Genomic DNA, 22,088 nt, shown 5'->3' on the forward strand with positions numbered 1-22,088 from the left:
CGCCTCTTGCAGGTCAAAAGGGGCGATACTAAGACTCGGGTAACACACTGTCGGGTATGGTGCCGGACATAAACAACGCAGGCAGGTTGCAATGATTGATCCCAGAGAAACATACATGAACACCCTGGTCCCGATGGTGGTTGAGCAGACCAGCCGGGGAGAACGGGCCTATGACATCTTTTCCCGCCTGCTGAAGGAGCGGATCATCTTCCTGAACGGTCCGGTGCATGACGGGATGAGCTCGCTGATCGTGGCCCAGCTGCTGCACCTTGAGGCAGAAAACCCGTCCAAGGAAATCTCCATGTATATCAACAGCCCCGGCGGCGTTGTGACCTCCGGCCTGTCGATCTATGACACCATGCAGTACATCAAGCCCAAGGTCTCGACCCTGGTGATCGGTCAGGCGGCCTCGATGGGTTCGCTGCTGCTGACCGCCGGCGAGCCGGGCATGCGCTTTAGCCTGCCGAATTCCCGCGTGATGGTGCACCAGCCCTCAGGCGGCTTCCAGGGTCAGGCGACCGACATCATGATTCACGCCGAGGAAACCCTGAAGCTGAAAAAGCGCCTGAACGAGATTTACGTCAAGCACACCAGTCAGGATTACGACACCATCGTCAATGCGCTGGAGCGCGACAACTTCATGTCTCCGGAAGAGGCCAAGGAATTCGGTCTGATCGACGAGATCGTCGAGAACCGCGCCAAGGGCGACGACGAGCAGGCCTGACGCCTGCGCTTGTGAACAGCCGTGTGCCCCGCGTTTCAGATGGGGCGCACTTTCACATTGTGGCGGCCTAAGCACTGGCTTAAGCTGGCCAAAAGATGAATTGCCCCGCAGCGCGGGCGCAGCGGACCGGGCGGACTGAAAGGTAGACCATGGCGACGAATTCAGGCGGCGACAGCAAGAACACCCTCTATTGCAGCTTCTGCGGCAAGAGCCAGCATGAAGTGCGCAAGCTGATCGCTGGCCCCACCGTATTCATTTGCGATGAATGCGTTGAACTGTGCATGGATATCATCCGTGAAGAGACCAAGGCCTCCGGCCTGAAGGCGACCGACGGCGTGCCGACGCCCAAGGATATTTGCCAGGTGCTGGATGATTACGTGATCGGCCAGGCCACCGCCAAGCGCGTGCTGTCGGTTGCGGTGCACAACCACTACAAGCGTCTGAACCACGCCCAGAAGGCGGGTTCTGACATCGAACTGGCGAAATCCAACATCCTGCTGATCGGTCCCACCGGCTGCGGCAAGACGCTGCTGGCGCAGACGCTGGCGCGGATCCTGGATGTGCCCTTCACTATGGCGGATGCCACCACGCTTACCGAGGCCGGTTACGTGGGGGAGGATGTCGAGAACATCATCCTGAAGCTCTTGCAGGCGTCGGAATACAACGTTGAGCGCGCGCAGCGTGGCATCGTCTACATCGACGAGGTCGACAAGATTACCCGCAAGTCGGAAAACCCCTCGATCACCCGCGACGTGTCGGGCGAGGGCGTGCAGCAGGCGCTGCTGAAGCTGATGGAAGGCACCGTCGCCTCTGTGCCGCCGCAAGGCGGGCGCAAGCATCCGCAGCAGGAATTCCTGCAGGTGGACACCACCAACATCCTGTTCATCTGCGGCGGCGCCTTTGCCGGCCTCGACAAGATCATCGCGCAGCGCGGCAAGGGCTCGGCGATGGGCTTTGGGGCTGATGTGCGCGACAATGACGAGCGCGGCGTTGGCGAGATCTTCAAGGATCTGGAGCCGGAAGACCTGCTGAAATTCGGCCTGATCCCGGAATTCGTCGGCCGTCTGCCGGTGCTGGCAACACTCGAAGATCTGGACGAGGATGCGCTGGTCACCATTCTGACCCTGCCGAAGAACGCCCTGGTCAAGCAGTACCAGCGCCTGTTCGAGCTGGAAGACACAGAGCTGGACTTCACCGATGAGGCGCTGAGCGCGATTGCCAAGAAGGCAATCGAACGCAAGACCGGCGCCCGCGGCCTGCGCTCGATCATGGAGGATATCCTGTTGGATACCATGTTCGACCTGCCGGGCATGGACAGCGTCACCAAGGTGGTTGTGAACGAGGAGGCCGTGACCTCTGACGCGCAACCGCTGATGATCCACGCGGATGCGGAGAAAGAGCCGGCGTCAGCGGGCTGACTGGCGAAAGTTTCTGATAGAGCGGCGCGGTCATTTCCGCGCCGCTTTCATGTTGAGGAGAGAAACATGATCAAGCGGATTTCTTCGGGCGGCGAGTTCGAGGCCAAGATCGGCTATTGCCGCGCTGTGGTCGCCGGCGGTTTCGTGCATGTTGCTGGAACCGTAGGGCAGGGCGACGACGTGGTGGCCCAGTGCCGCTCGGCGCTGGACACCATAGGTGCGGCACTGGAGAAGGCAGGCGCCAGCTTTGCCGACGCAGTGCGGGTGAACTATTACCTGCCGGATGCAGCGGAGTTCGAACCCTGCTGGCCCATTCTGGCGGAAACCTTTGGCGCCAACCCGCCGGCGGCCACCATGGTGGAATGCAATCTGATTGACTCCAAATTCCGGATCGAGATCGAATTGACCGCGCTGGCACCCGCTGAGGGCTGACCCTGCCAGCGGCACAGAGGCCGCTGAGGCAAATCTGCCAAATCCCGCCAAGTCACAGGCTGCCCGTGGCGCAAGCCACTGGACCTTGGCGGGAAATTGGGCCATATCGAAGTCGGAAAAATCCGGAGGCACCCATGGGAATCCTGAACACACTTCTGCGCGCTGTGACCTGGTGGAACGGCTCCACCCTGAACACCCGGATCTTCACCGCCCGCAAGGGCATCAAGGTGGGTGAAGATGACCAGGGCAACGTGTTCTACCGCAACGCGGATGACAGCAAGCGCTGGGTGATGTTCAACGGCGAAGTGGAAGCCTCCCGCATCAGCCCCGACTGGCACGGCTGGCTGCACCGCACCTTTGACGAGGTGCCGAGCGAAAAGCCGCTGAAGCACAAGGCCTGGGAAAAGCCGCATCAGGAAAACCTGACCGGCACCATCATGGCCTATGCGCCGGCCGGGTCGATCCGCGCGGGCGGCGAGCCGAAAGAGCGCCGCGATTACGAGGCCTGGGTGCCCGAGTAAACACATCTGCCAAAAGGCTGATTTCATGTCCCATAATCCTACTGAAGTTTTTGCCGGCGGCATCGTGCTGGCGGCGGCCATCGGCTTTGCCGTTTATGCAGGGCAGGCGGCTGGCCTGTCGCGCGCCGGCTCCACTTACGATTTGAATGCGTCTTTCCGCTCTTTGGAAGGCGTCAGCGTCGGCACCGACGTGCGGCTGGCCGGGGTCAAGATCGGCACCGTGACCGGTGTGGGCCTGAACCCGGAAACCTTCCGCGCCGATACCGTTTTTTCGGTTAAAGATGGTATCGAGATCCCCGACGACAGCGCCGTGGTGATTTCCTCCGAAGGCCTGCTGGGCGGCAATTTCGTTGAGATCATGCCGGGCGGATCGCCCTTTGCCTTTGAGGCGGGTGACGAGATTGAAGATACCCAAGGCGCGGTCAGCCTGATTTCGCTGCTGGTGAAATTCGTGGCTGGCGGCGGTGAGGAAGAGTCGTGAAGCGGCTGACCGCAGCGCTTACGGCGGTGGTGCTGGCTATGCCCGCCTGGGGGCAGGAGCAGGCCGCACAAGGCACCGCTGCGGTGCTGCGCGCGCTTGACAAGGTGAACGGGCATTCCGTCGATGCTGAGGTCGCCATTGGCGCCAGCGCAGAGATGTTCGGCCTTCTGGTGACTGTGCGGGATTGCCGCTATCCGGCGGAAAACCCGACGGGCGATGCCTTTGCCTATTTGTCGGTTCAGGACCCCAAAAACGGGGCAGAGCATTTTCAGGGCTGGATGATTGCCTCCAGCCCGGCGCTGAACGCGCTGGACCACAACCGTTACGACGTCTGGGTCATCCGCTGCAAAAGCAGCTGAGGATCCGGAACTGCCGGCCGCATGAAATCCGCATCCTTGTCCAAAGCCTCGCGCAGGAGCGCGCGGTAGCGCGCGCGGGTGACTTCGACGCCGCCAAGGGAGGCCAGATGCGGGGTCAGGAACTGGGTGTCGCATAGGGTGAAACCAGCCTGCACCAGCCGGTCGGTCAGATAGGCAAGTGCCACCTTTGACGCATCCCGGCGGCGGGAGAACATGCTTTCACCGAAGAACGCGCCACCCAGAGACACGCCGTATGTGCCGCCTGCCAGTTCGCCCTGGTGCCAGACCTCGAGCGAGTGGGCGTTGCCCATCAGATGCAGTTCCAGGTAGCGGTCGCGGATTTCACTGTTGATCCAAGTTTCTGCCCGGTCGGCGCAACCGTCCACGACACCTGCAAAGTCGCAGTTCACGGTGATCTCGAAGCCGCCGTTGCGGATGCGCTTGGCCAGAGAGCGGGAGATGCGGAATCCGTCCAGCGGCAGGATCCCGCGCCGCTTGGGGTCGACCCAGAACACTTCGGGGTCATCGCGGTGTTCGGCCATCGGGAAAACACCGGCGGAATAGGCGTGCAGCAGGAGATCGGCAGTCAGGCTCATGGTGCCGCCAGTATAAAGGGCAATGGCAGGGAAATGTAAAACGGGGCGCATCCGGATGGTGCGCCCCGCAGGTTTTTAACCCGGTGTGTTCTCTTCCAGCCAGCGTTCCAGCCAGTGAATGCCGTAATCGCCGGTGTGGATGTCCTGCTCCTGCAGCAGCGCGTGGAACAGCGGCACGGTGGTGTCGATACCGTCGATGATCAGCTCGCCCAGGGCCCGGTTCAGGCGCGCCAGCGCCTCGGTTCGGTCGCGGCCGTGCACGATCAGCTTACCAATCAGCGAGTCATAGTAAGGCGGGATCGAATAGCCGTCATAAAGCGCCGAATCCATCCGCACACCCAGGCCGCCGGGGGCGTGGTACTGGGTGATCTTGCCCGGGCAGGGCGAGAAGTTCGGCAGTTTCTCGGCGTTGATCCGCACTTCGATGGCGTGGCCGTTGATCTCCAGGTCTTCCTGGGTGAAGGACATCGGCAGGCCTTCGGCCACCCGGATCTGCTCGCGCACCAGGTCGACGCCGAAGATGGCCTCGGTCACCGGGTGTTCCACCTGCAAGCGGGTGTTCATCTCGATGAAGTAGAACTCGCCGTCCTCATAGAGGAACTCGACGGTGCCGGCACCGGAATAGCCCATCTTGCCGATGGCGTCGGCGCAGATCTTGCCGATGCGGGCACGCTCTTCCGGGGTGATGCAGGGGCCGGGGGCCTCCTCGAACACCTTCTGGTGGCGGCGCTGCAGCGAGCAGTCGCGTTCCGCCAGATGGATGCCGGTGCCTTTGCCGTCGCCAAAGACCTGAACCTCGATATGACGCGGCTTCTGGAGGTATTTCTCCATGTAAACTTCGTCATTGCCAAAAGCGGCCTTGGCCTCGGAGCGGGCGGTGGAGAAGGCCGAAACCAGCTCTTTCTCGTCCTTGGCGACCTTCATGCCGCGGCCGCCGCCGCCGGCGGTGGCCTTGATGATCACCGGGTAGCCCATGTCCGCGGCGGCCTTCTTGGCTGCGCCAATATCAGGCACGCCGCCGTCGGAGCCGGGCACCACCGGGATGCCGAGGTTCTTGGCGGTTTCCTTGGCGGTGATCTTGTCGCCCATGATGCGGATATGCGCCGCCGACGGGCCGATGAAGGTCAGGCCGTGATCTTCGATGATCTGCACGAAGTTGGCGTTTTCCGACAGGAAGCCGTAGCCCGGGTGGATCGCCTGGGCGCCGGTGATCTCGCAAGCGGAGATGATGGCCGGGATCGACAGGTAGCTTTGGGTGCCGGAGGGCGGCCCGATGCAGACCGATTCATCGGCCATGCGGACGTGCATCGCGTCGGCATCTGCGGTGGAGTGCACCGCGACGGACTTGATGCCCATCTCCCGGCAGGCGCGGATCACGCGCAGGGCGATCTCGCCGCGGTTGGCAATCAGGATCTTGTCAAACATGGCAGACCCTTATTCGATGATGACCAGGGGAGACCCGAATTCAACGGCGGCGCCGTCTTCGACCAGGATGCGCTTCACGGTGCCGGATTTCGGGGCCGGGATGTGGTTCATGGTCTTCATCGCTTCGACGATCAGCAGGGTGTCGCCTTCGCTGACCTGCTGGCCAACCGAAATGAAGGACGGCGAGCCGGGTTCCGGCTGCAGGTAGACGGTGCCGACCATCGGCGATGTCACGGCGCCGGGATGGCTGGCCGGATCGTCGTTTGCGGCTGCAGGAGCGGCAGCGGCGGCAGGCGCGGCTGCGGCAGCAACCGGTGCGGGGGCAGCTGCGGCAGGAACCTGTACCTGCACCGGTGCAGCTGCCATTGCAGTCTGGCGCGACACACGCACGTTCAGACTGTCGTCGTCGCCATAGTCGCGTTTGACCTGCAGCTCGGTCAGGTCGTTTTCGCGCAGCAGCTCCGCCAGCGCCTTGATGAATGCCACGTCAGCTTCGTGAGATTTGTTGGTCATATTGTCCTCAGCCAATTCCGACAGGCCCGCCGGAGGGGCGGGCAGGAAATTAGGGCGCTTATAGGGCAAGGATTACCGCAAGGAAAGCACTCCTGAACTGGGCTGTAACATGAGGGCTATGGCGCGGATTCGCAATTGCCGGCAGGAAATTCCTGGTCAAAGAGGCATCCCGGTCAGTTTGGCCACCAGCTCCGGCAGCTTGCGGGCGCCGAATTTCTGCAACAGATGCGCCCGGTGGCTTTCCACCGTGCGGTAGGACAGGTCCAGCTGCTTGCCGATCTCCTTGGCTGACAGCCCCTTGCAGGTAAGGATCGCCACCTCGCGTTCCCGCGGGGTGAGGGAAACGACAGGGCGGTCGTCGGAAATATCGGCAAAGGACCAGATGCCGGTCTGAAACGGCGCCTCCGGCGTCACTGACCGGCCCCGCACCCGGCACCAGAACAAGCCGCCCGACCGGCGGCGCATGATGCGCTCGTCGCTGTAGCTGCCGCTTTGCGCCTCGGGCTGCTGCAGAAGGGCGCCGATGCGGTTGAAGTCTTCCTGGCTGGGATAAAGCTCAGCAACCAGCATTCCGGTGTAGTCGCCGGGCGCGCCGCCGAAGGTCGCCGCGAATTGCAGGTTGCACCGGGTGATGACGCGGCGTTCCAGAACCGCAAGGCCTACAGGGGCATGTTCAAAGGCAAGATCGCTCATATGGTATTCTTACGCAGGTATTTTTGCGGAATTGAAGGGCTTTGCTTGTGCGTGCCAGTTTCCGGCCGCAACGGCAAGCCGGGGAGGCGATTGGGATGAACATTGCAGTGTGGCTGGCGAGGATGGCCGCGGCAGAGGGGGCGCGGCCGGCGCTGTATCTGGGGCAGCAATTGGTTGCAGATTACGCCGGGTTCCATACGCGCGCGGCCTCACTTGCGGGCTGGCTGCGGGCGCAGGACATCGCGCCCGGTGACCGGGTTGGCATTTTCATGAAGAACTGCCCGGACTACCTGATCGCGCTTTATGGCATCTGGTATGCCGGCGCGGCGGCGGTACCTATCAATGCCAAGCTGCATGGCAAGGAGGCGGAGTTCATCCTGCAGAACTCCGGCGCCCGGCTGGTGTTCACCTCGCCGGGCCTGACGGAGGCTGTCGAAGGCACCGAGGCCGAGGTGCGCTGCGTGGATATCACCGGCGCGGACTATGCCGCCGCGTTGCAGGCGGTTCCCGTGGCGGAACCCGCGCAGCGCTTGCCGGAAGACCTGGCTTGGCTGTTTTATACCTCCGGCACCACCGGTCGGCCCAAGGGGGTGATGATCACGCACCGGATGCTGATGAACATGGCGATTGCCTATTTCGCGGATGTCGATCAGGTGAGCGCGGAGGATTACGCGCTGTACGCAGCGCCGATGAGCCACGGCGCAGGGATCTATGCGATCCAGCATGTGCTGGCCGGCGCGCGGCATGTCTGCCCGGTTTCCGGCGGCTTTGACGAGGCGGAGATTTTCGATCTGGCTGCGCATTTTGGCCGCGTGCACATGTTTGCCGCGCCCACAATGGTCACGCGGATGACGGCTGAAGCGAAACGCCTGGGCCGAAAGGGCGAGGGCCTGCGCACGGTCGTCTATGCCGGCGGCCCGATGTATGTCGCCGACATCATGGAGGCGGTGGAGCATTTCGGCCCGGTCTTTGTGCAGGTCTACGGGCAGGGCGAATGCCCGATGGCGATCACCGCGCTGCCGCGCCACGACGTGGAGGACCGCGCGCATCCGCGCTGGAAGGAGCGGCTGGCCAGCGTCGGCCGGGCGCAGAGCGTGGTTGAGGTGCGGATCGGCACGCCGGAGGGTGATTTCCTGCCAGCGGGGCACCACGGCGAGATCATGGTGCGCGGCGATACGGTGATGCCCGGGTACTGGGAGAACCCGGAAGCGACAGGGAAAACCCTGATCAACGGCTGGCTGATGACCGGCGACATGGGCGTGCTGGACGAGGACGGCTACCTGACCCTGCAGGACCGCTCCAAGGACATGATCATCACCGGCGGCTCCAACGTCTATCCGCGCGAGGTGGAGGAGGTGCTGCTGATGCACCCGCAGGTGCGCGAGGTCTCCGTGGTGGGCCGTGCCCATGCGGACTGGGGCGAGGAAGTGGTGGCCTTTGTCGTGGGCGATGCGCCGGATGCGGAGCTGGATGAACTGTGCAACAGCCAGATCGCGCGGTTCAAACGCCCCAAGGCCTATATCCGCATCGAAGCGCTGCCCAAGAACAACTATGGCAAGGTGCTGAAGACAGAGCTGCGGAAGATGGTCTGAACGCGGATCAGGCCGGGCGGGAAGCCGCGCCTTCGCCCGTGTCCGGCTGCCGCTGCCCCATCATGGTGTCAATCAGCAGGCTCATCAGCTCGGCCCGGTTTCCGGTGCCGGATTTGCGGTAGATGGCATTCAGCTGCGCCTTGACGGTGCCTTCGGCACTGCCGCGCATGGCGGCGATTTCGGCGGTGCTGAGGCCTTTGACCAGAAAGGTCGCGACGTCCAGCTCGGCGGGCGTCAGGCCCCAAGTGGAAAACTCGGCGTCGATCACGTCCTGCACCGCAGCCTGGGCGGCGTTCAGAGTTTCCTCCAGATGCGCCTTGCGGCGCAGCAGCCACAGCAGGATGCGGGTTTCGATCACGATTGCCGCTGCCAGCGCCAGCGCCGCCAGCCCCTCGATATAGGCGTGCGGGCCTTCGCCATGCTCGGCTTCTCCCGCTTCCAGACCGCCGAGATCGGCAATCATGTCGCCAAGAAACACTGCCGCGCAGAGGGCCTGCACGGCAATGACGGCAATCAGGATCCAGGGTCTGGCCGGGTCTTGCCGCTGTGGGCGCATTGTCGGGTCTCCGCTGAGGTGCCGGGCATCTCCTTGTAGCCAGTGACCATTGCGCGCGCCAGATTGACTTTGGTGCGGCGGCTTTCGAACAGCACCGCTGCCACATGCAGAACGACCGAGAATTCTGCCCAGGCGGCCAGCGCCTCATGCAGCTCTTCCGGCCATTCGATGCCCCAGAACATATCCGTGGTCATCAGCCAGCCGGTCAGGGCGATGCCGCTGACGGTCAGCAGCAGATTGTAGATCATCAGCGCGCCGAGCGGCGTATGCCCCAGGTGCCGCCGGACCCGGCCCGTTGCGATGTCGCTCAGCTGCCCGGCTGCGGCGCCTGGATCAGGCGGAAAGCTGGAAAACCGCGCATAGCGGCTGCCGGTCATTCCCCAGAGCACCCGGACGGCGACCAGCGCGGCAACACCATAGCCGATGTAGAGATGAAGATCGCCCTCTGGATCGGTGATCAGCGCGTTGGCGGCAAATCCCGCCGCGAGCGACCAGTGAAACAGCCGGACCACAGGGTCCCAGACGTATGTGCGGCGCATGCCGGCCCTCCTGCAATGGCCGGGCACGGTATTGCGCCCGGCAGATTGTGATTTGTGCCGGTCAATCGTCTTCTTCGATCTTCACCACCTCGATCTTGTCGTTGAGGTAGAATTCGTACCTTTTGCCGTCCTTCAAGGCATAGGCTTCGTAAAGACCGTCTTCGGTTTCGATCTTGCGCACTTCATAGCCCTGGCCGGTCAGCAGATCGCGGATCTTGGCCTGGGTTTCGGCACTGGGGGTGCCGTCAGAGGCAAGCGCCGCTGCGGCTGGCAGCGCGAGGGCGAGGGTGGCGAGTTTCAGGGTTTGGCGCATCGGGTGTCCTTTCTGTGTCCTGCCGGGTGCCGCACCGGAATGGCGCGGGCCGTGGCAGAGATTTCGGGGACAGAACGGCGGAAAAGAATAGGCGCCAGGGTGGAAAGGACGCAGAAGCAGCGGGCGTATAACCAGGGTTTATTGCAGTGAAAACTGATCTTTACAGACGGCGGCTGCAGCTGTTGCCCAAAAAAGGAGGCCAGCCCTGAACAGAGCCGGCCTCAGTGACCCTGTGCCGGCACGCGGGCGGCCGGCACGGCGGAGATGATGACTTGGATGCGGTTCAGATCGCCAGGTATTCGGCGCGCAGCTCTTCGTTTTCCAGAACCTCGGCGGCGGTGCCGTCAAAGACGATGCCGCCGGTATCGAGGATCACCGCACGGTCCGCCAGTTCCAGGGCGCGGACCGCATTCTGCTCGACAATGATGGTTGTCATGCCCTGTTCCTTGATGTGGATGAGGGTCTTTTCAATCTCGTCCACGATTACCGGGGCGAGGCCTTCGTAGGGTTCGTCCAAGAGAAGCACCTTGATGTCGCGGGCCAGCGCCCGGGCAATCGCCAGCATCTGCTGCTCGCCGCCCGACAGCGTCACGCCTTCCTGCTTGCGGCGTTCGCCAAGGCGCGGGAACAGGTCGTAGAGACGCTCCAGCGACCAGCCGATGGGCGGCGCGATCTGCGCCAGTTGCAGGTTTTCCTCCACTGTCAGGCCAGGGATGATACGACGGTCTTCGGGCACCAAGCCCAAGCCCGCAGCGGCGGCCTCGTGCGAGGCCATGTTGTGCAGCGGCTTGTGGTCCAGCCAGATTTCGCCGCGGGTCACCATGGGGGAGCCGGTGCGGGCGATGGACCGCAGGGTCGAGGTCTTGCCCGCGCCATTCCGGCCCAGCAGCGCCAGGATCTCGCCCTCATGGACGTTGAAGCTGATGCCTTGCACGATGTAGCTCTCGCCGTAATAGGCGTGCACATCCCAGACCGACAGGAAAGCCGGAGCGGTGGTGGCTACATTGGCGTTCTTGGAGAAATCGGGTTTGACGTTCATCTTGGTTCCTCCTTACGCCGACTCGCCCAGGTACGCTTCGCGCACCTTCGGGTTGCCGCGGATGTTCTGGGGATCGTCCTCCACCAGCGGGGTGCCCTGGGCCAGCACGGTGATCCGGTTGGCGAGGCTGAACACCACATGCATGTCGTGCTCGATGATGGCGATGGTGATGTCGCGCTCTTCGCTGATCTGTTTCAGCAGGTCGATTGTGTTGTTGGTGTCGGCCCGCGCCATGCCGGCCGTCGGCTCATCCAGCAGCAAAAGGCGTGGCTCTTGGCTGAGGCACATGCCGATCTCCAGCCGTCGCTTGTCGCCGCGGGACATGGCGGCGGCGTGCATGTGCCGCTTGTCCGCCATGTTCATTTCTTCCAGCATGTGCTCAGCCTTTTGCAGGATGTCCTTCTGTTTCAGCACCGCGGAGAGGGCGTTCAGCTCAAACGCGCCGTCCCGCTTTGCAAAGCAGGGGATCATCATGTTCTCCAGCACCGTCAGATCGCCGAAGATTTCCGGCGTCTGGAACACACGGCTGATGCCCATCTGGTTGATCTCGTAAGGCGCGCGGCCCAGCACCGACTGGCCGTCGAACATGACGGAACCGGTGTCGGGGATCAGTTTGCCCACCAGGCAATTCAGCAGCGTGGACTTGCCGGCGCCGTTCGGCCCGATTATTGCGTGGACCGAGTTTTCCTGAACGCTGAGGTTCACGTTCGAGAGCGCCTGCAGGCCGCCGAACCGTTTCCCCACGTCTTTGACTTCAAGGATACCCATTGTTTCGTCTCCTCATTCCGCGGGGTTGGTTTCGCCGGCAGCCTTGCTGCCGTCTTTGGCCTTGCGGCGGCTGAGCCAGCCCTTGATCCGCTGGCCGCCCTCAACCAGGCCGCCGGGCAGGAAGATCACCACCAGCATGAACAGGATGCCGAGGGTCAGATGCCAGCCCTTGCCGATGAAGGGGTGGATGATGAACACCACCGCGTCCTCCATCCCGTCCGGCAGGAAGCTGAACCAGGTGTGCAGCACGTTGTCGTTGATCTTGGAGAAAATGTTCTCGAAGTACTTGATGAAGCCCGCGCCCAGCACCGGGCCGATCAGCGTGCCGGCGCCGCCGAGGATGGTCATCAGCACCACCTCGCCGGAGGCGGTCCACTGCATCCGCTCCGCGCCTGCCAGCGGATCCATCGAGGCCATCAGCCCGCCTGCAAGACCTGCATACATGCCGGAGATCACAAAGGCGGCCAGGGTGTAGGGACGGGTGTTGAGGCCGGTGTAGTTCATCCGCTGCTGGTTCGACTTCACCGCCCGCAGCATCATGCCGAAGGGTGAGCGGAAGATGCGGATCGACAGGTAGAAGGCTGCCAGCATGATCAGCGCGCAGAGGTAGTAGCCCGCGTTGAACTGGAACGCCCAGGGGCCGACCGCCATCTCGAAGGTGGAGCGCATTTCAAGGCCGAACAGGTTGGTCACCGGGATCGAGCCGTCCGCGGTGGCAGAAACGCCCAGGATGCGGGGGTCTTCCAGCGTCAGCTGCAGGCCGGTTTCGCCGTTGGTGATCGGGGTCAGCACTGAATAGGCGAGGTTGAAGGACATCTGCGCAAAGGCCAGCGTCAGGATCGAGAAGTAGATGCCTGAGCGTCTCAAGCTGACAAAGCCGATCAGCAGCGCAAACAGGCCCGCGACAATCACCGACAGCACGATCGCCGGGATCACGTTCATGCCGATCAGCTTGAACATCCAGACGGCGGAGTAGGAGCCGACACCCAGGAAGGCCGCGTGGCCGAAGGACAGGTAGCCGGTGAGGCCGAAGAGGATGTTGAAGCCGATGGCGAAAATCCCGAAGATCACGAAACGCTGCATCAGGTCCGGATAGCCCGCGTTGAACTGCGCCAGGGCGCTGTCCGTTGGGAACGGGTTCAGGATGAAGGGCGCAAGCAGCGCGAGGCAGGCGACGATGATCAGCTTTGATGTGTCTTTTTTGTCGAGTCCGAACATGTCTTATTCCTCCATCACGCCTTTGCGGCCCATCAGGCCCCGCGGCCGGGTCAGCAGAATAATGATTGCGACCACATAGATGATGATCTGGTCGATGCCGGGCAGCAGCGATTTGACCTCGTTCATCGAGGCAAAGCTTTCGAGCACGCCCAGCAGGAAACCCGCCAGCACCGCGCCGGGCAGGGAGCCCATGCCGCCGACTACCACCACCACGAAGCTGAGGACCAGGAAGTCCATGCCCATGTGGTAGTTGGGGGAATTGATTGGCGTGTACATGACGCCCGCGAGGCCGGCGACAGCGGCGGCGATGCCGAACATGATGGTGAAGCGGCGGTCAATATTGATGCCCAAGAGGCCCACGGTTTCGCGGTCTGCCATGCCGGCCCGCACCACCATGCCGAAGGTGGTGAACTGCAGGAAGCTGAAGATGCCGCCGATGATCAGCACCGCAAAGAAGAAGTAGACCACGCGCCAGACCGGATAGACGATGTCCATGCCGATGGCGGCTCCCAGGTTCACAACGCCGTTCAGGGCATCCGGGGCCGGGGTCTGGATCGGGTTGGCGCCGTAGAAGTACTTCACCACTTCCTGCAGCACGATGGCGAGGCCAAAGGTCACCAGGATCTGATCGGCGTGGGGGCGCTTGTAGAAATGCTTGATCAGCCCGCGCTCCATCACATAGCCGACGCCGATCATGATCGGGATCGCAAAGAGGATCGCCAAAGGTACCGCCCAGTCGATGATGCTGCCGCCGATGTCGGGGCCGAACCAGGCCTCCACATAGGGGGTTTTCACTTTGAGCGGGTTGCCCAGAAAGTCCGTCTGGGTTTCGTCTACGAGTTCGAAGCTGAGGTTCAGGATGCGCTGCAGGGTGACGGCACAGAAGGCGCCGATCATGAACAGCGCCCCGTGGGCAAAGTTCACCACGCCCAGCGTGCCGAAGATGAGTGTCAAACCCAGCGCGATCAGCGCATAGGCCGAGCCTTTGTCGAGCCCGTTCAGGATTTGCAGGAGAATGGCGTCCATGGGTCCCACCGTGCGTCAGGTTGGGGAAGGCCCGTCCGGCGGGGGAGCGGACGGGCCGGTTGGGGCTGCCGGAGCCCGGGGTGCGGCCTCCAGCCCGGAAAGCATAGGTACTTCCGGTGCCCTGTGGCTGGCTTATGCGCCCGGGTTGCAGGCGCCCAGGTTGCCGCCGGCGAACATCGGGTGGTCGGGTGCGTATTCCACCTGCGCGCGCGGGGTGACCTCGACCACTTCCAGAAGGTCGAACTCAGAGGTCGGGTTCTCCTTGCCGCGTACCACCAGAACATCCTTGAAGCACTGATGGTCTTCAGCGCGGTAGAGGGTCGGGCCGTTGCCCATGCCGTCGAACTCAAAGCCTTCCAGGGCTTCGGCAACTGCGCAGGGGTTGAAGCTGCCGGCGCGCTCCACTGCATCCGCATAAAGCAGGGTCTGCACATAACAGGTGTGGGCGGCCTGGCTCGGCGGGAAGCCGTATTTGGTGCCGAAGGATTTCACAAAGGCCTTGGAGCCTTCATCTTGCAGCGTCCAGTGCCAGTTGGTGGAGCCGTGGATGCCCTTAACGTTCTCGCCGGCACCCTTGGCCATCAAACGGGAGTAAAGCGGCACCACGATTTCAAAGTTCTTGCCGTTCACCACCTTGTCGCGCAGGCCGAATTGCACCGCATTGGTCAGCGAGTTCACCATGTTGCCGCCGTAGTGGTTCAGCACCAGCACGTCGGCGCCGGAGTTCAGCACCGGGGCGATGTAGGAGGAGAAGTCAGTTGCAGCCAGCGGGGTGCGGACCTTGTTCACGGTCTGCCATCCCAGCGCCTCGGTGGCGGCTGCAATTGATTCCTCCTGGGTCCAGCCCCAGGTGTAGTCTGCGGTCAGGTGATAGGCGGTGCGGTCGGTGCCATAGAGGTTCTTCAGCACCGGTGCCAGTGCCGCGCCGGACATGTAGCCGTTGAAGAAATGGCGGAAACCGTTGGCTTTCTTGTCCTTGCCGGTGGTGTCGTTGGAGTGGGTCAGGCCAGCCATGAAGATCACGCCTGCCTCCTGGCAGAGGCCCTGAACGGCAATCGCCACACCGGAAGAGGAGCCGCCGGTGATCATCACCGCGCCGTCCTTCTCGATCATCGACTTGGCAGAGGCGCGGGCAGCGTCGGACTTGGTCTGGGTGTCGCCGGTGACATACTCGACCTTCTTGCCCAGGATGCCGTTGCCCTGCAGCGCCTTGGAGCTGAAGGTGTTCATCATGCCGCCGTCGCCGCCGCCGTTCAGGTGCTCAACCGCAAGCTCATAAGCGCGCAGCTCGTCAGCGCCTTCGTCGGCATACGGGCCGGTCTGGGGCACGTTGAAGCCAAGAGTAACAGTTCCGCCGGTCGGCTCGTTGGTGAATGCCGCGGCGGAAGAGGCGGTAAAGATCGTTGGCAGCGCCACGCCGGCGCCTGCAATTGCGCCGGTCTTAAGGACTCTGCGGCGCGATGCGTCAAATTTAGACATGTATTCCTCCCTGATATGATTGGTGCCTTGCAGCTCCTCACTTCTGCGCGGTACCAGCACTTTGCGTGCAAAATCAGTATGAGAGGCACATGTAAACTCAGGCAATAAAACCCTTTTACTGCTTGAAAATTCTGTAAAGAACTGAACAATAAGTTTCGGCCATCTGTAAACAAAGTTATTTTGCGTTGCAGAAAGCCGTTGAAATGGAAGTGTTTTGGGAGGCCCGCCATCATGGCACGCGATACCCTGACCGGCAGCCGGATCCGCGAGCGCAGGCTGATCCTGGGCATGCGCCAGGCCGAACTGGCGCGGGAGGCGGGGATCTCGGCCTCATACCTCAACCTGATTGAGCACAACCGGCGCAGAATCGGCGGCAAGCTGCTGGTCGGGATTGCAGGTGTGCTGGGAGTCGAGCCCTCGATGCTGAGCGAGGGGGCGGAAGCGGCGCTGATCTCCACCCTGCGGGAGGCGGCGGCAGACAGCGGGGTGCCGGTAGCAGAACTGGACCGGGTCGATGAATTTGCGGGCCGCTTTCCGGGCTGGGCAGAGGTTCTGGCGGCGGGCCACCGCCGCATCGCCACGCTGGAGCGCACGGTGGAAACCCTGTCTGACCGGCTGACACATGACCCCAACCTGGCAGCCTCGGTGCATGAGGTGCTGTCGACCGCTGCTGCGATCCGCTCCACTGCTTCGATCCTTGCGGAAACCGGTGAGCTGGAACCGGAATGGCGGGACCGGTTCCATAAAAACCTCAACCAGGACTCGCTGCGCCTGTCCGAAAGCAGCCGGGCGCTGGTCAGCTTTCTCGATGAGGACGGCAGCGGCGCGGACCGGCGCGGCATGCCGCAGGAGGAGGCCGAGGCGTTTTTTCAGAACAGCGGTTTTCATTTCCCAGCCCTTGAAGACGGCTCTGCCACGCCCGAGGATTTGGTGCGGGACGAGCCGGACCTGACCGGCGAGGCGGCCCGCAGCCTCGCCCAGGCAGCGCTAGCGCAATACCAGTCCGACGCGCGTGCAATGCCGCTGCAAGCTCTGGAACAAGAGATTTCCGCAAGCGGCATAAACCCGGTTGCTTTGGCGGGCCGGTTCAATTGCGGGCTGCCTGTGGTGTTGCGCCGCCTCGCGGCGCTGCCGGAGGAGGTGCTTAGCCAGGAGGCCGGGCTGGTGATCTGCGATGCCTCCGGCACGCTGTTGTTCCGCAAGCCGGTGACCGGCTTTGCGATGCCGCGCTTCGGTGCTTCATGCCCGCTTTGGCCGCTTTATACTGCTTTGGTGAACCCCAATGTGCCGGTCCGGCGCAATGTGGTGCAGCACGGGCGCAATGCCGCGGCGTTTGATTGCATGGCCACGGCCTGGATGCAGAAACAGCCGGACTTTGGTGAGGACCCCCTGTACCGCGCGGTGATGCTGATCCTGCCCGGGGCCAAGGACGCCGAGGATCCGCAGCCGGTGGGAGCCAGCTGCCGGATCTGTCCGCGCCAGGCCTGCCCGGCGCGGCGCGAACCGTCGATCCTGAAGGAAGAGTTTTGACACTCATGCGGGCAGGGGGCTAACCTGCGGAAAAATAACCGCGTGTCCGGGCCGAGCAGGCCGCAGGACCGCGCCGGGAGGAAATTCTGCTGATGGGCAGGCATGTTGTTCTGATTGAAGACGAACCGAACATCACCGAGGCGATCCGGTTTCTGCTGATGCGCGACGGCTGGAGCGTGGATGCGCACACCGATGGTGCAACCGCGGTCGAGGTGATCCGGGATGCGGGTCCGGACCTGGTGATACTGGATCTGATGCTGCCGGGCAAAAGCGGGCTGGAAATCGTGCGCGAACTGCGCGCGTTAGAGGGCATGCAGGCCTTGCCGGTCCTGATGCTGACCGCCCGCGGCCAGATGCGCGACCGCGAAATGGCAGAAAAGGCAGGCGTCACCCGCTTTATGACCAAACCGTTCTCCAACGCCGAGGTTCTTACTGCGGTCCGCGACCTGCATGCCCAGGCCGGGCAGGGATAAGGGCGCCATGACGCTGGGAAGCGGCGAAGAACAGGCGGGGACCCGGACAGAGCGCCAGACCTACCGCCGCCGCCGGCTAATGGACATCTCCCGGCTGCTGCCGCTGATCGGCGCCCTGTTGCTGGCGCTGCCGCTGCTGTGGCCCGAGGCTTCGGCCCATCCAGCGGCACGCGGAGGGGTCAGCATGTCGTCGGCCATTATCTATATCTTTGCGGTCTGGATCGGGCTGATCGCCGCCTGTTTTGTATTCAGCCTGGCGGTGCAGCGGTGGGCCGACCACTGGACCGGCGGCGGACCGGACGGGACAAGCTCCCCAGAGCAGCCCGCTGGCAGAGAGGCAGGCAGCTAATGGCCTCCCTCAACGTTCTTGCCTTCGTTTGTTTGGCCTACGTGGCCTTTCTGTTCTTCATCGCTTTCTGGGCTGACCGCATGGCAACGCGGGGCAAGAGCGCGGCCTGGATGCGTTCGCCGCTGATCTACACGCTGTCGCTGTCAATCTACTGCACTGCCTGGACTTTTTACGGCGCAGTTGGCTATGCGGCGCGGTCCGGGCTGGAGTTCGTGACCATCTACCTGGGCCCGTCCCTGGTGATGATCTGCTGGTGGTGGGGGTTGCGCAAGCTGGTGCGGATCGGGCGCAGCCAGCGGATCACCTCAATCGCTGACCTCCTGTCCTCGCGCTATGGCAAGTCGAACCTGCTGGCCGCCGGGGTGACCATACTGGCGGTGATTGGCGTCACCCCGTATATTTCACTGCAATTGCAATCTGTTACCTTGTCCTTTGCAATCTTTGCCGAGGCCGATCCGCTGCGGGGGTATAACGAAACCTCCATCGTGTTCTGGGTTGCCGCGGGGCTTGCGGTGTTTGCGATCCTGTTCGGCACCCGCAACCTCAATGCCAATGAGCGCCACCACGGTGTGGTAACCGCGGTTGCGCTGGAGGCGATTGTCAAACTGGCCGCGCTGCTGGCGGTGGGGGTCTTTGTTGTCTGGGGCATTGCCGGCGGCATCGGCGAAACGCTGGCGCGCATCGACGCCTCCCAGATCGGGCAGTGGAATGTCGATGGCAGCCGCTGGGCGACGATCACTTTTCTGGCCGCTGCAGCTTTTATCTGCCTGCCTCGGATGTTCCAGGTGATGGTGGTGGAGAATGAGGATGAGCGCCACCTGCGCATCGCGTCCTGGGCCTTTCCGCTGTACCTGCTGCTGATCTCGATGTTCGTGGTGCCGATTGCCGTTGTCGGGCTGGACCTTTTGCCTGCAGGGTCGAACCCCGACATGTTTGTCCTTACGGTACCGTTGCAGCAAGGCCAGCAGGGGCTGGCGATGCTGTCCTTCCTGGGCGGGTTTTCCTCGGCCACGTCTATGGTGATCGTGGCGGCAATGGCGCTGTCGACGATGGTGTCGAACCACATCGTGATGCCGGTCTGGCTGCGGCTGCAAAACCGGCAGGCGTCCGTATCGGGCGATGTGCGCGATGTGGTGCTGCTGTCGCGGCGGGTGTCGATCGCGGCGATCATGGCGCTGGGGTATTTCTATTACCACCTCTCCGGGGGCGCCGCGGCGCTGGCGGCCATTGGCCTCATTTCCTTTGCCGGTGTGGCGCAGTTGCTGCCCGCGCTGGTGGGCGGCCTGTTCTGGCGCGGCGCCACCCGCAGCGGTGCGCTGGCGGGGCTGACGGTGGGGTTTGCAATCTGGCTGTATACCATGCTGCTGCCGGCCTTGGGCGGCGGGCTGCTGCCGGAGCACATTTTGCGATACGGCTTGTTCGGTCTCAGTTGGCTGCGTCCCGAGGCGCTGTTCGGGATCGAGGGCCTTGATCCGACGGTCCACGCTGTGATGTGGTCGATGAGCCTCAATGCAATAGTGTTCTGCCTGGTCTCGCTGATGAGCTTCCCCAGCCCGCTGGAGCGGCTGCAGGGGGCGCAGTTCGTCAATGTATTCGACCATTCCGCGGGCCCGCGCGGCTGGACCGGTTCGGTGGCGCAATGCGAGGATCTGATGATCATGTCGCAGCGGATCCTGGGGGCGACGGAAGCGCAGGCATTTTTCCAGCGCGAGCGGATGCGCCAAGGCGGCCGCGGCCCGCTGCCGGAACCGACGCCTGCCTTTCTGGAACGGCTGGAACGGGAACTCAGTGCCTCCATCGGGGCGGCTGCGGCGCATGCGATGATCGGCCAGATTGCCGGCGGCTCATCGGTTTCGGTTGCCGATCTGCTGGCGGTGGCGGATGAGACAGCACAGATGCTGGAATATTCCAGCCGTCTAGAGGCGCAATCGGCGGAATTGTCGGCAACAGCGCGTAAGCTTAGGGAAACAAACGAGAAGCTTACTCAGATTTCAGAACAGAAGGATGCCTTCCTGAGCCAGGTAAGCCATGAGTTGCGCACGCCTATGACCTCAATCCGGGCGTTTTCCGAGATCCTGCGGGATGCCGGGCAGCTCGATGCGCAGGAGCAGCGCCGCTATGCGGGAATCATTCATGATGAAACACTGCGTCTGACGCGGCTCTTGAATGACCTGCTCGATCTTAGTGTGCTCGAAAGCGGGCAGGTCAGCCTAAACATTACCGTCGGCACCCTGTCCGAAGTGCTGGATCATGCTGTTGCTGCCGCTCTGGCAGGGTCGGATCAGCCGCTGCGGGTCCGCCGCCGCCCGGAGGCGGAAGGGTTTCGCCTGACCTCCGATCTAGACAGGCTGGCGCAGGTGTTCATCAATCTGATTGCCAATGCCCAGAAATATTGCGACGCGGAGCAGCCGGAGCTGTCTGTCTCCGCCTCGATGTCCGGCGGGCGGCTTCATGTTGATTTCTTTGACAATGGAAGTGGTGTGCCAGCGGACGCCCAGCAGATGATTTTCGAGAAATTTGCGCGGGTCAGCCCGGAACGGGCAGGCGGTGCCGGCCTGGGCTTGGCGATCTGCCGCGAGGTCATGCAGCGGCTGGGCGGCGATGTCTCCTATCTGCCTGGACACGGCGGCGGCGCTTTCCGGGTTTCTCTGCCCGCTGCAGGTGAAAAGGCTGCATAACCAGCGCCGGAATACAGAAGTTGTTAACCCCCTTTCGGTTAAAACCGGGGAAACGGGACGCGCAAGGGGCAGGTTAAACAGCCTATGTCTGAGACAGAAGCAGCAGAGGCAGGCAGCGGCAGGCAAAGTGTGCTTGCACGTAAGCTGGCGGCGACCAAGGAAGGCGCCGGGGGGCTCACCAGTTCCCTGACCCTGAAGGCGTTGCGCCGTTCGGTTGCGCGCGCGGCTGCGGATCTCTGCAATCTGCCGATGGCGGTGCTGGCCGCGCGCCAGTCCAACCGGATGTCCGAGGACCTGGCCGATCAGCTATCCGACAAGGATTTGCTGGTGGTGCTGGACTGCCCGCAGGGGCGGCTGGGGGCTGCCAGCATGGATGCGGCTACTGTTACGGCGCTGATCCAGCAGCAGACCATCGGGGCGGTGATCGGCAAGGCACCGTCTGAACGTCACTACACACCGACCGACGCGGCAATGACGGCCGATTTCCTGGAGCGCAGCTTTGCCAAAGTTGTGGCTATGCTGGACGGTCAGACGGACCAGTCCCTGTTTTCCGGCTACCGCTTCGGTGCCCAGGTCGAAAACGTTCGCAGCCTGGTACTGGGGATGGAGGCCGATGACTACCGGGTAATCGAACTGAACCTGGATCTCGCCTGCGGTGCCATGCAGGGCGTGATGAAGCTGATCCTGCCAGAACCAACTGCGGAAGAACTGCAAGACGGCCAGGGCAGCGCCAATGGCCCGTCGCTTGGCGCCAGCCTTGATTCGATCCGTGCGGAGCTGACAGCGGTGCTGTGCAAGATGCGCGTGCCGGTGCAGCAGTTTGCCAGCCTCAAGATTGGCGACAGCATCCCGTTGGATTCGGCCTTTCTCTATGAAACGGATTTGCTGACCATTGGCGGCAAACCGGTTGCACAGGGGCGTCTTGGCCAGATGAACGGCTCGCGGGCTGTGCGTCTGAACCCGCCCAGAAACAGCCAGCCGCGTAACGGCGGCGCTGAAGCGGCCGCATTTTCCGAAGGCGGCGGCATGGAAACGATGCCGGAACCGGCGCCAGCACTGGAAATGGATATGGGGATTGCTGCCCAAGGGCTGCAGGATCCGATGGATGACATGGGCCTGCCCGCGCTTGATGCTGGGCCGGGGCTGGAGGGTTCAGCGCTGGACGCAGGCGCTGGTGATGGTCTGGACGCAGGTTTCGGCGGCGGGCTTGGCGGTGATCTGGGCAGCGGCCTCGATGGTGGGGCCGATCCGATGGGCATGCCCATGCTCGAAGGTGAAGGCGCGATGAGCATGGACGGGCTTGACGGCGGCTTGACCGATTTGCCTGATCTTCCCGAACTGCCAGATTTCCCCGCCGGTGATCTTG

General features: G+C 62.9%; 24 protein-coding genes. 12 read left to right on the top strand and 12 right to left on the bottom strand.

From position 1 onward, the window contains the following. Positions 1-91 precede the first annotated feature (91 nt). From RA24_RS07725 to RA24_RS07750, 6 genes are all read left to right on the top strand, one after another. Positions 92-724 carry an ATP-dependent Clp protease proteolytic subunit gene (locus RA24_RS07725; protein WP_019295831.1) on the top strand — a complete coding sequence of 211 codons (633 nt, stop codon included), beginning with the start codon at positions 92-94 and terminating at the stop codon, positions 722-724. Positions 725-873: 149 nt separating this feature from the next. Next, on the top strand, positions 874-2,142 hold the full coding sequence (clpX, locus tag RA24_RS07730) for an ATP-dependent Clp protease ATP-binding subunit ClpX (RefSeq protein WP_019295832.1): 1,269 nt from the start codon (positions 874-876) through the stop codon (positions 2,140-2,142). A gap of 66 nt (positions 2,143-2,208) precedes the next feature. Continuing rightward, a complete protein-coding gene (locus tag RA24_RS07735) occupies positions 2,209-2,574 on the top strand; it encodes a RidA family protein (RefSeq protein WP_039151852.1) in 366 nt (121 codons plus the stop codon). 134 nt (positions 2,575-2,708) lie between these two features. Further along, positions 2,709-3,095 (top strand): NADH:ubiquinone oxidoreductase subunit NDUFA12, encoded by a 387-nt coding sequence (locus RA24_RS07740; RefSeq protein ID WP_019295834.1) that lies wholly within the window; start codon positions 2,709-2,711, stop codon positions 3,093-3,095. Positions 3,096-3,120: 25 nt separating this feature from the next. After that, entirely contained in the window at positions 3,121-3,576 is a 456-nt protein-coding gene (gene mlaD / locus RA24_RS07745) for an outer membrane lipid asymmetry maintenance protein MlaD (protein WP_019295835.1), read from the top strand. Next, complete coding sequence (locus RA24_RS07750; protein ID WP_019295836.1) at positions 3,573-3,935, top strand: DUF2155 domain-containing protein; 363 nt, start codon at positions 3,573-3,575, stop codon at positions 3,933-3,935. Before mlaD ends, RA24_RS07750 begins: the two co-directional genes overlap by 4 nt. Here RA24_RS07750 and aat read toward each other — a convergent pair. The 4 genes from aat to RA24_RS07770 form a co-directional block, all read right to left on the bottom strand. Continuing rightward, the gene (aat, locus tag RA24_RS07755) at positions 3,899-4,531 is read right to left on the bottom strand and encodes a leucyl/phenylalanyl-tRNA--protein transferase (protein WP_039190810.1); all 633 of its coding nucleotides are present in this window, start codon (positions 4,529-4,531) and stop codon (positions 3,899-3,901) included. The two genes, RA24_RS07750 and aat, sit on opposite strands and share 37 nt — an antisense overlap. Before the next feature lie 75 nt (positions 4,532-4,606). Beyond that, positions 4,607-5,956, bottom strand: a complete 1,350-nt coding sequence (gene accC, locus RA24_RS07760; protein WP_039151847.1) for an acetyl-CoA carboxylase biotin carboxylase subunit — start codon at positions 5,954-5,956, stop codon at positions 4,607-4,609. A gap of 9 nt (positions 5,957-5,965) precedes the next feature. Then, positions 5,966-6,469, bottom strand: coding sequence for an acetyl-CoA carboxylase biotin carboxyl carrier protein (gene accB / locus RA24_RS07765; RefSeq protein WP_039190812.1), 504 nt, complete (start codon positions 6,467-6,469; stop codon positions 5,966-5,968). A gap of 156 nt (positions 6,470-6,625) precedes the next feature. Next, on the bottom strand, positions 6,626-7,162 hold the full coding sequence (locus tag RA24_RS07770; RefSeq protein WP_019295840.1) for a PAS and helix-turn-helix domain-containing protein: 537 nt from the start codon (positions 7,160-7,162) through the stop codon (positions 6,626-6,628). Positions 7,163-7,257: 95 nt separating this feature from the next. Between RA24_RS07770 and RA24_RS07775 the strand changes: the two genes are divergently transcribed. Further along, positions 7,258-8,754: a class I adenylate-forming enzyme family protein gene (locus RA24_RS07775; RefSeq protein WP_039190813.1), complete on the top strand. Its 1,497-nt coding sequence runs from the start codon at positions 7,258-7,260 to the stop codon at positions 8,752-8,754. Between the two features lie 7 nt (positions 8,755-8,761). Here the strand turns inward: RA24_RS07775 and RA24_RS07780 are convergent, their stop codons facing one another. The 8 genes from RA24_RS07780 to RA24_RS07815 all read right to left on the bottom strand — a co-directional run bounded on the left by RA24_RS07780 (position 8,762) and on the right by RA24_RS07815 (position 15,692). Further along, positions 8,762-9,310 (bottom strand): helix-turn-helix transcriptional regulator, encoded by a 549-nt coding sequence (locus RA24_RS07780; protein ID WP_039190815.1) that lies wholly within the window; start codon positions 9,308-9,310, stop codon positions 8,762-8,764. Beyond that, positions 9,268-9,849, bottom strand: a complete 582-nt coding sequence (locus RA24_RS07785) for a cytochrome b/b6 domain-containing protein (RefSeq protein WP_052269557.1) — start codon at positions 9,847-9,849, stop codon at positions 9,268-9,270. The genes RA24_RS07780 and RA24_RS07785 overlap by 43 nt, the downstream gene beginning before the upstream one ends. Positions 9,850-9,910: 61 nt before the next feature. After that, positions 9,911-10,162: a PepSY domain-containing protein gene (locus RA24_RS07790; RefSeq protein ID WP_039190817.1), complete on the bottom strand. Its 252-nt coding sequence runs from the start codon at positions 10,160-10,162 to the stop codon at positions 9,911-9,913. A 283-nt stretch (positions 10,163-10,445) separates the two neighbouring features. Next, complete coding sequence (locus RA24_RS07795) at positions 10,446-11,201, bottom strand: ABC transporter ATP-binding protein (RefSeq protein WP_019295845.1); 756 nt, start codon at positions 11,199-11,201, stop codon at positions 10,446-10,448. A 12-nt stretch (positions 11,202-11,213) separates the two neighbouring features. After that, a complete protein-coding gene (locus RA24_RS07800) occupies positions 11,214-11,969 on the bottom strand; it encodes an ABC transporter ATP-binding protein (protein WP_019295846.1) in 756 nt (251 codons plus the stop codon). Positions 11,970-11,981: 12 nt separating this feature from the next. Then, positions 11,982-13,187, bottom strand: a complete 1,206-nt coding sequence (locus RA24_RS07805) for a branched-chain amino acid ABC transporter permease (protein WP_039190818.1) — start codon at positions 13,185-13,187, stop codon at positions 11,982-11,984. Positions 13,188-13,190: 3 nt separating this feature from the next. Then, positions 13,191-14,213, bottom strand: a complete 1,023-nt coding sequence (locus tag RA24_RS07810; protein ID WP_019295848.1) for a branched-chain amino acid ABC transporter permease — start codon at positions 14,211-14,213, stop codon at positions 13,191-13,193. 132 nt (positions 14,214-14,345) lie between these two features. Next, entirely contained in the window at positions 14,346-15,692 is a 1,347-nt protein-coding gene (locus RA24_RS07815; protein ID WP_019295849.1) for a substrate-binding protein, read from the bottom strand. A 231-nt stretch (positions 15,693-15,923) separates the two neighbouring features. Here RA24_RS07815 and RA24_RS07820 point away from each other — a divergent pair, with 231 nt between their 5' ends. The 5 genes from RA24_RS07820 to RA24_RS07840 form a co-directional block, all read left to right on the top strand. Continuing rightward, positions 15,924-17,222 carry a helix-turn-helix domain-containing protein gene (locus tag RA24_RS07820; RefSeq protein ID WP_039169798.1) on the top strand — a complete coding sequence of 433 codons (1,299 nt, stop codon included), beginning with the start codon at positions 15,924-15,926 and terminating at the stop codon, positions 17,220-17,222. Between the two features lie 92 nt (positions 17,223-17,314). Further along, on the top strand, positions 17,315-17,695 hold the full coding sequence (locus RA24_RS07825) for a response regulator transcription factor (protein ID WP_019295851.1): 381 nt from the start codon (positions 17,315-17,317) through the stop codon (positions 17,693-17,695). 7 nt (positions 17,696-17,702) lie between these two features. Beyond that, a complete protein-coding gene (locus tag RA24_RS07830; protein WP_052269558.1) occupies positions 17,703-18,044 on the top strand; it encodes a hypothetical protein in 342 nt (113 codons plus the stop codon). Continuing rightward, positions 18,044-20,722 carry an ATP-binding protein gene (locus tag RA24_RS07835; protein WP_019295853.1) on the top strand — a complete coding sequence of 893 codons (2,679 nt, stop codon included), beginning with the start codon at positions 18,044-18,046 and terminating at the stop codon, positions 20,720-20,722. Before RA24_RS07830 ends, RA24_RS07835 begins: the two co-directional genes overlap by 1 nt. 84 nt (positions 20,723-20,806) lie before the next feature. Further along, on the top strand, positions 20,807-22,088 hold a 1,282-nt coding region (locus tag RA24_RS07840; protein ID WP_039190820.1), incomplete at its 3' end, for a FliM/FliN family flagellar motor C-terminal domain-containing protein.

The sequence above is a fragment of the Leisingera sp. ANG-M6 genome (assembly GCF_000813905.1).
GTDB lineage: Bacteria > Pseudomonadota > Alphaproteobacteria > Rhodobacterales > Rhodobacteraceae > Leisingera.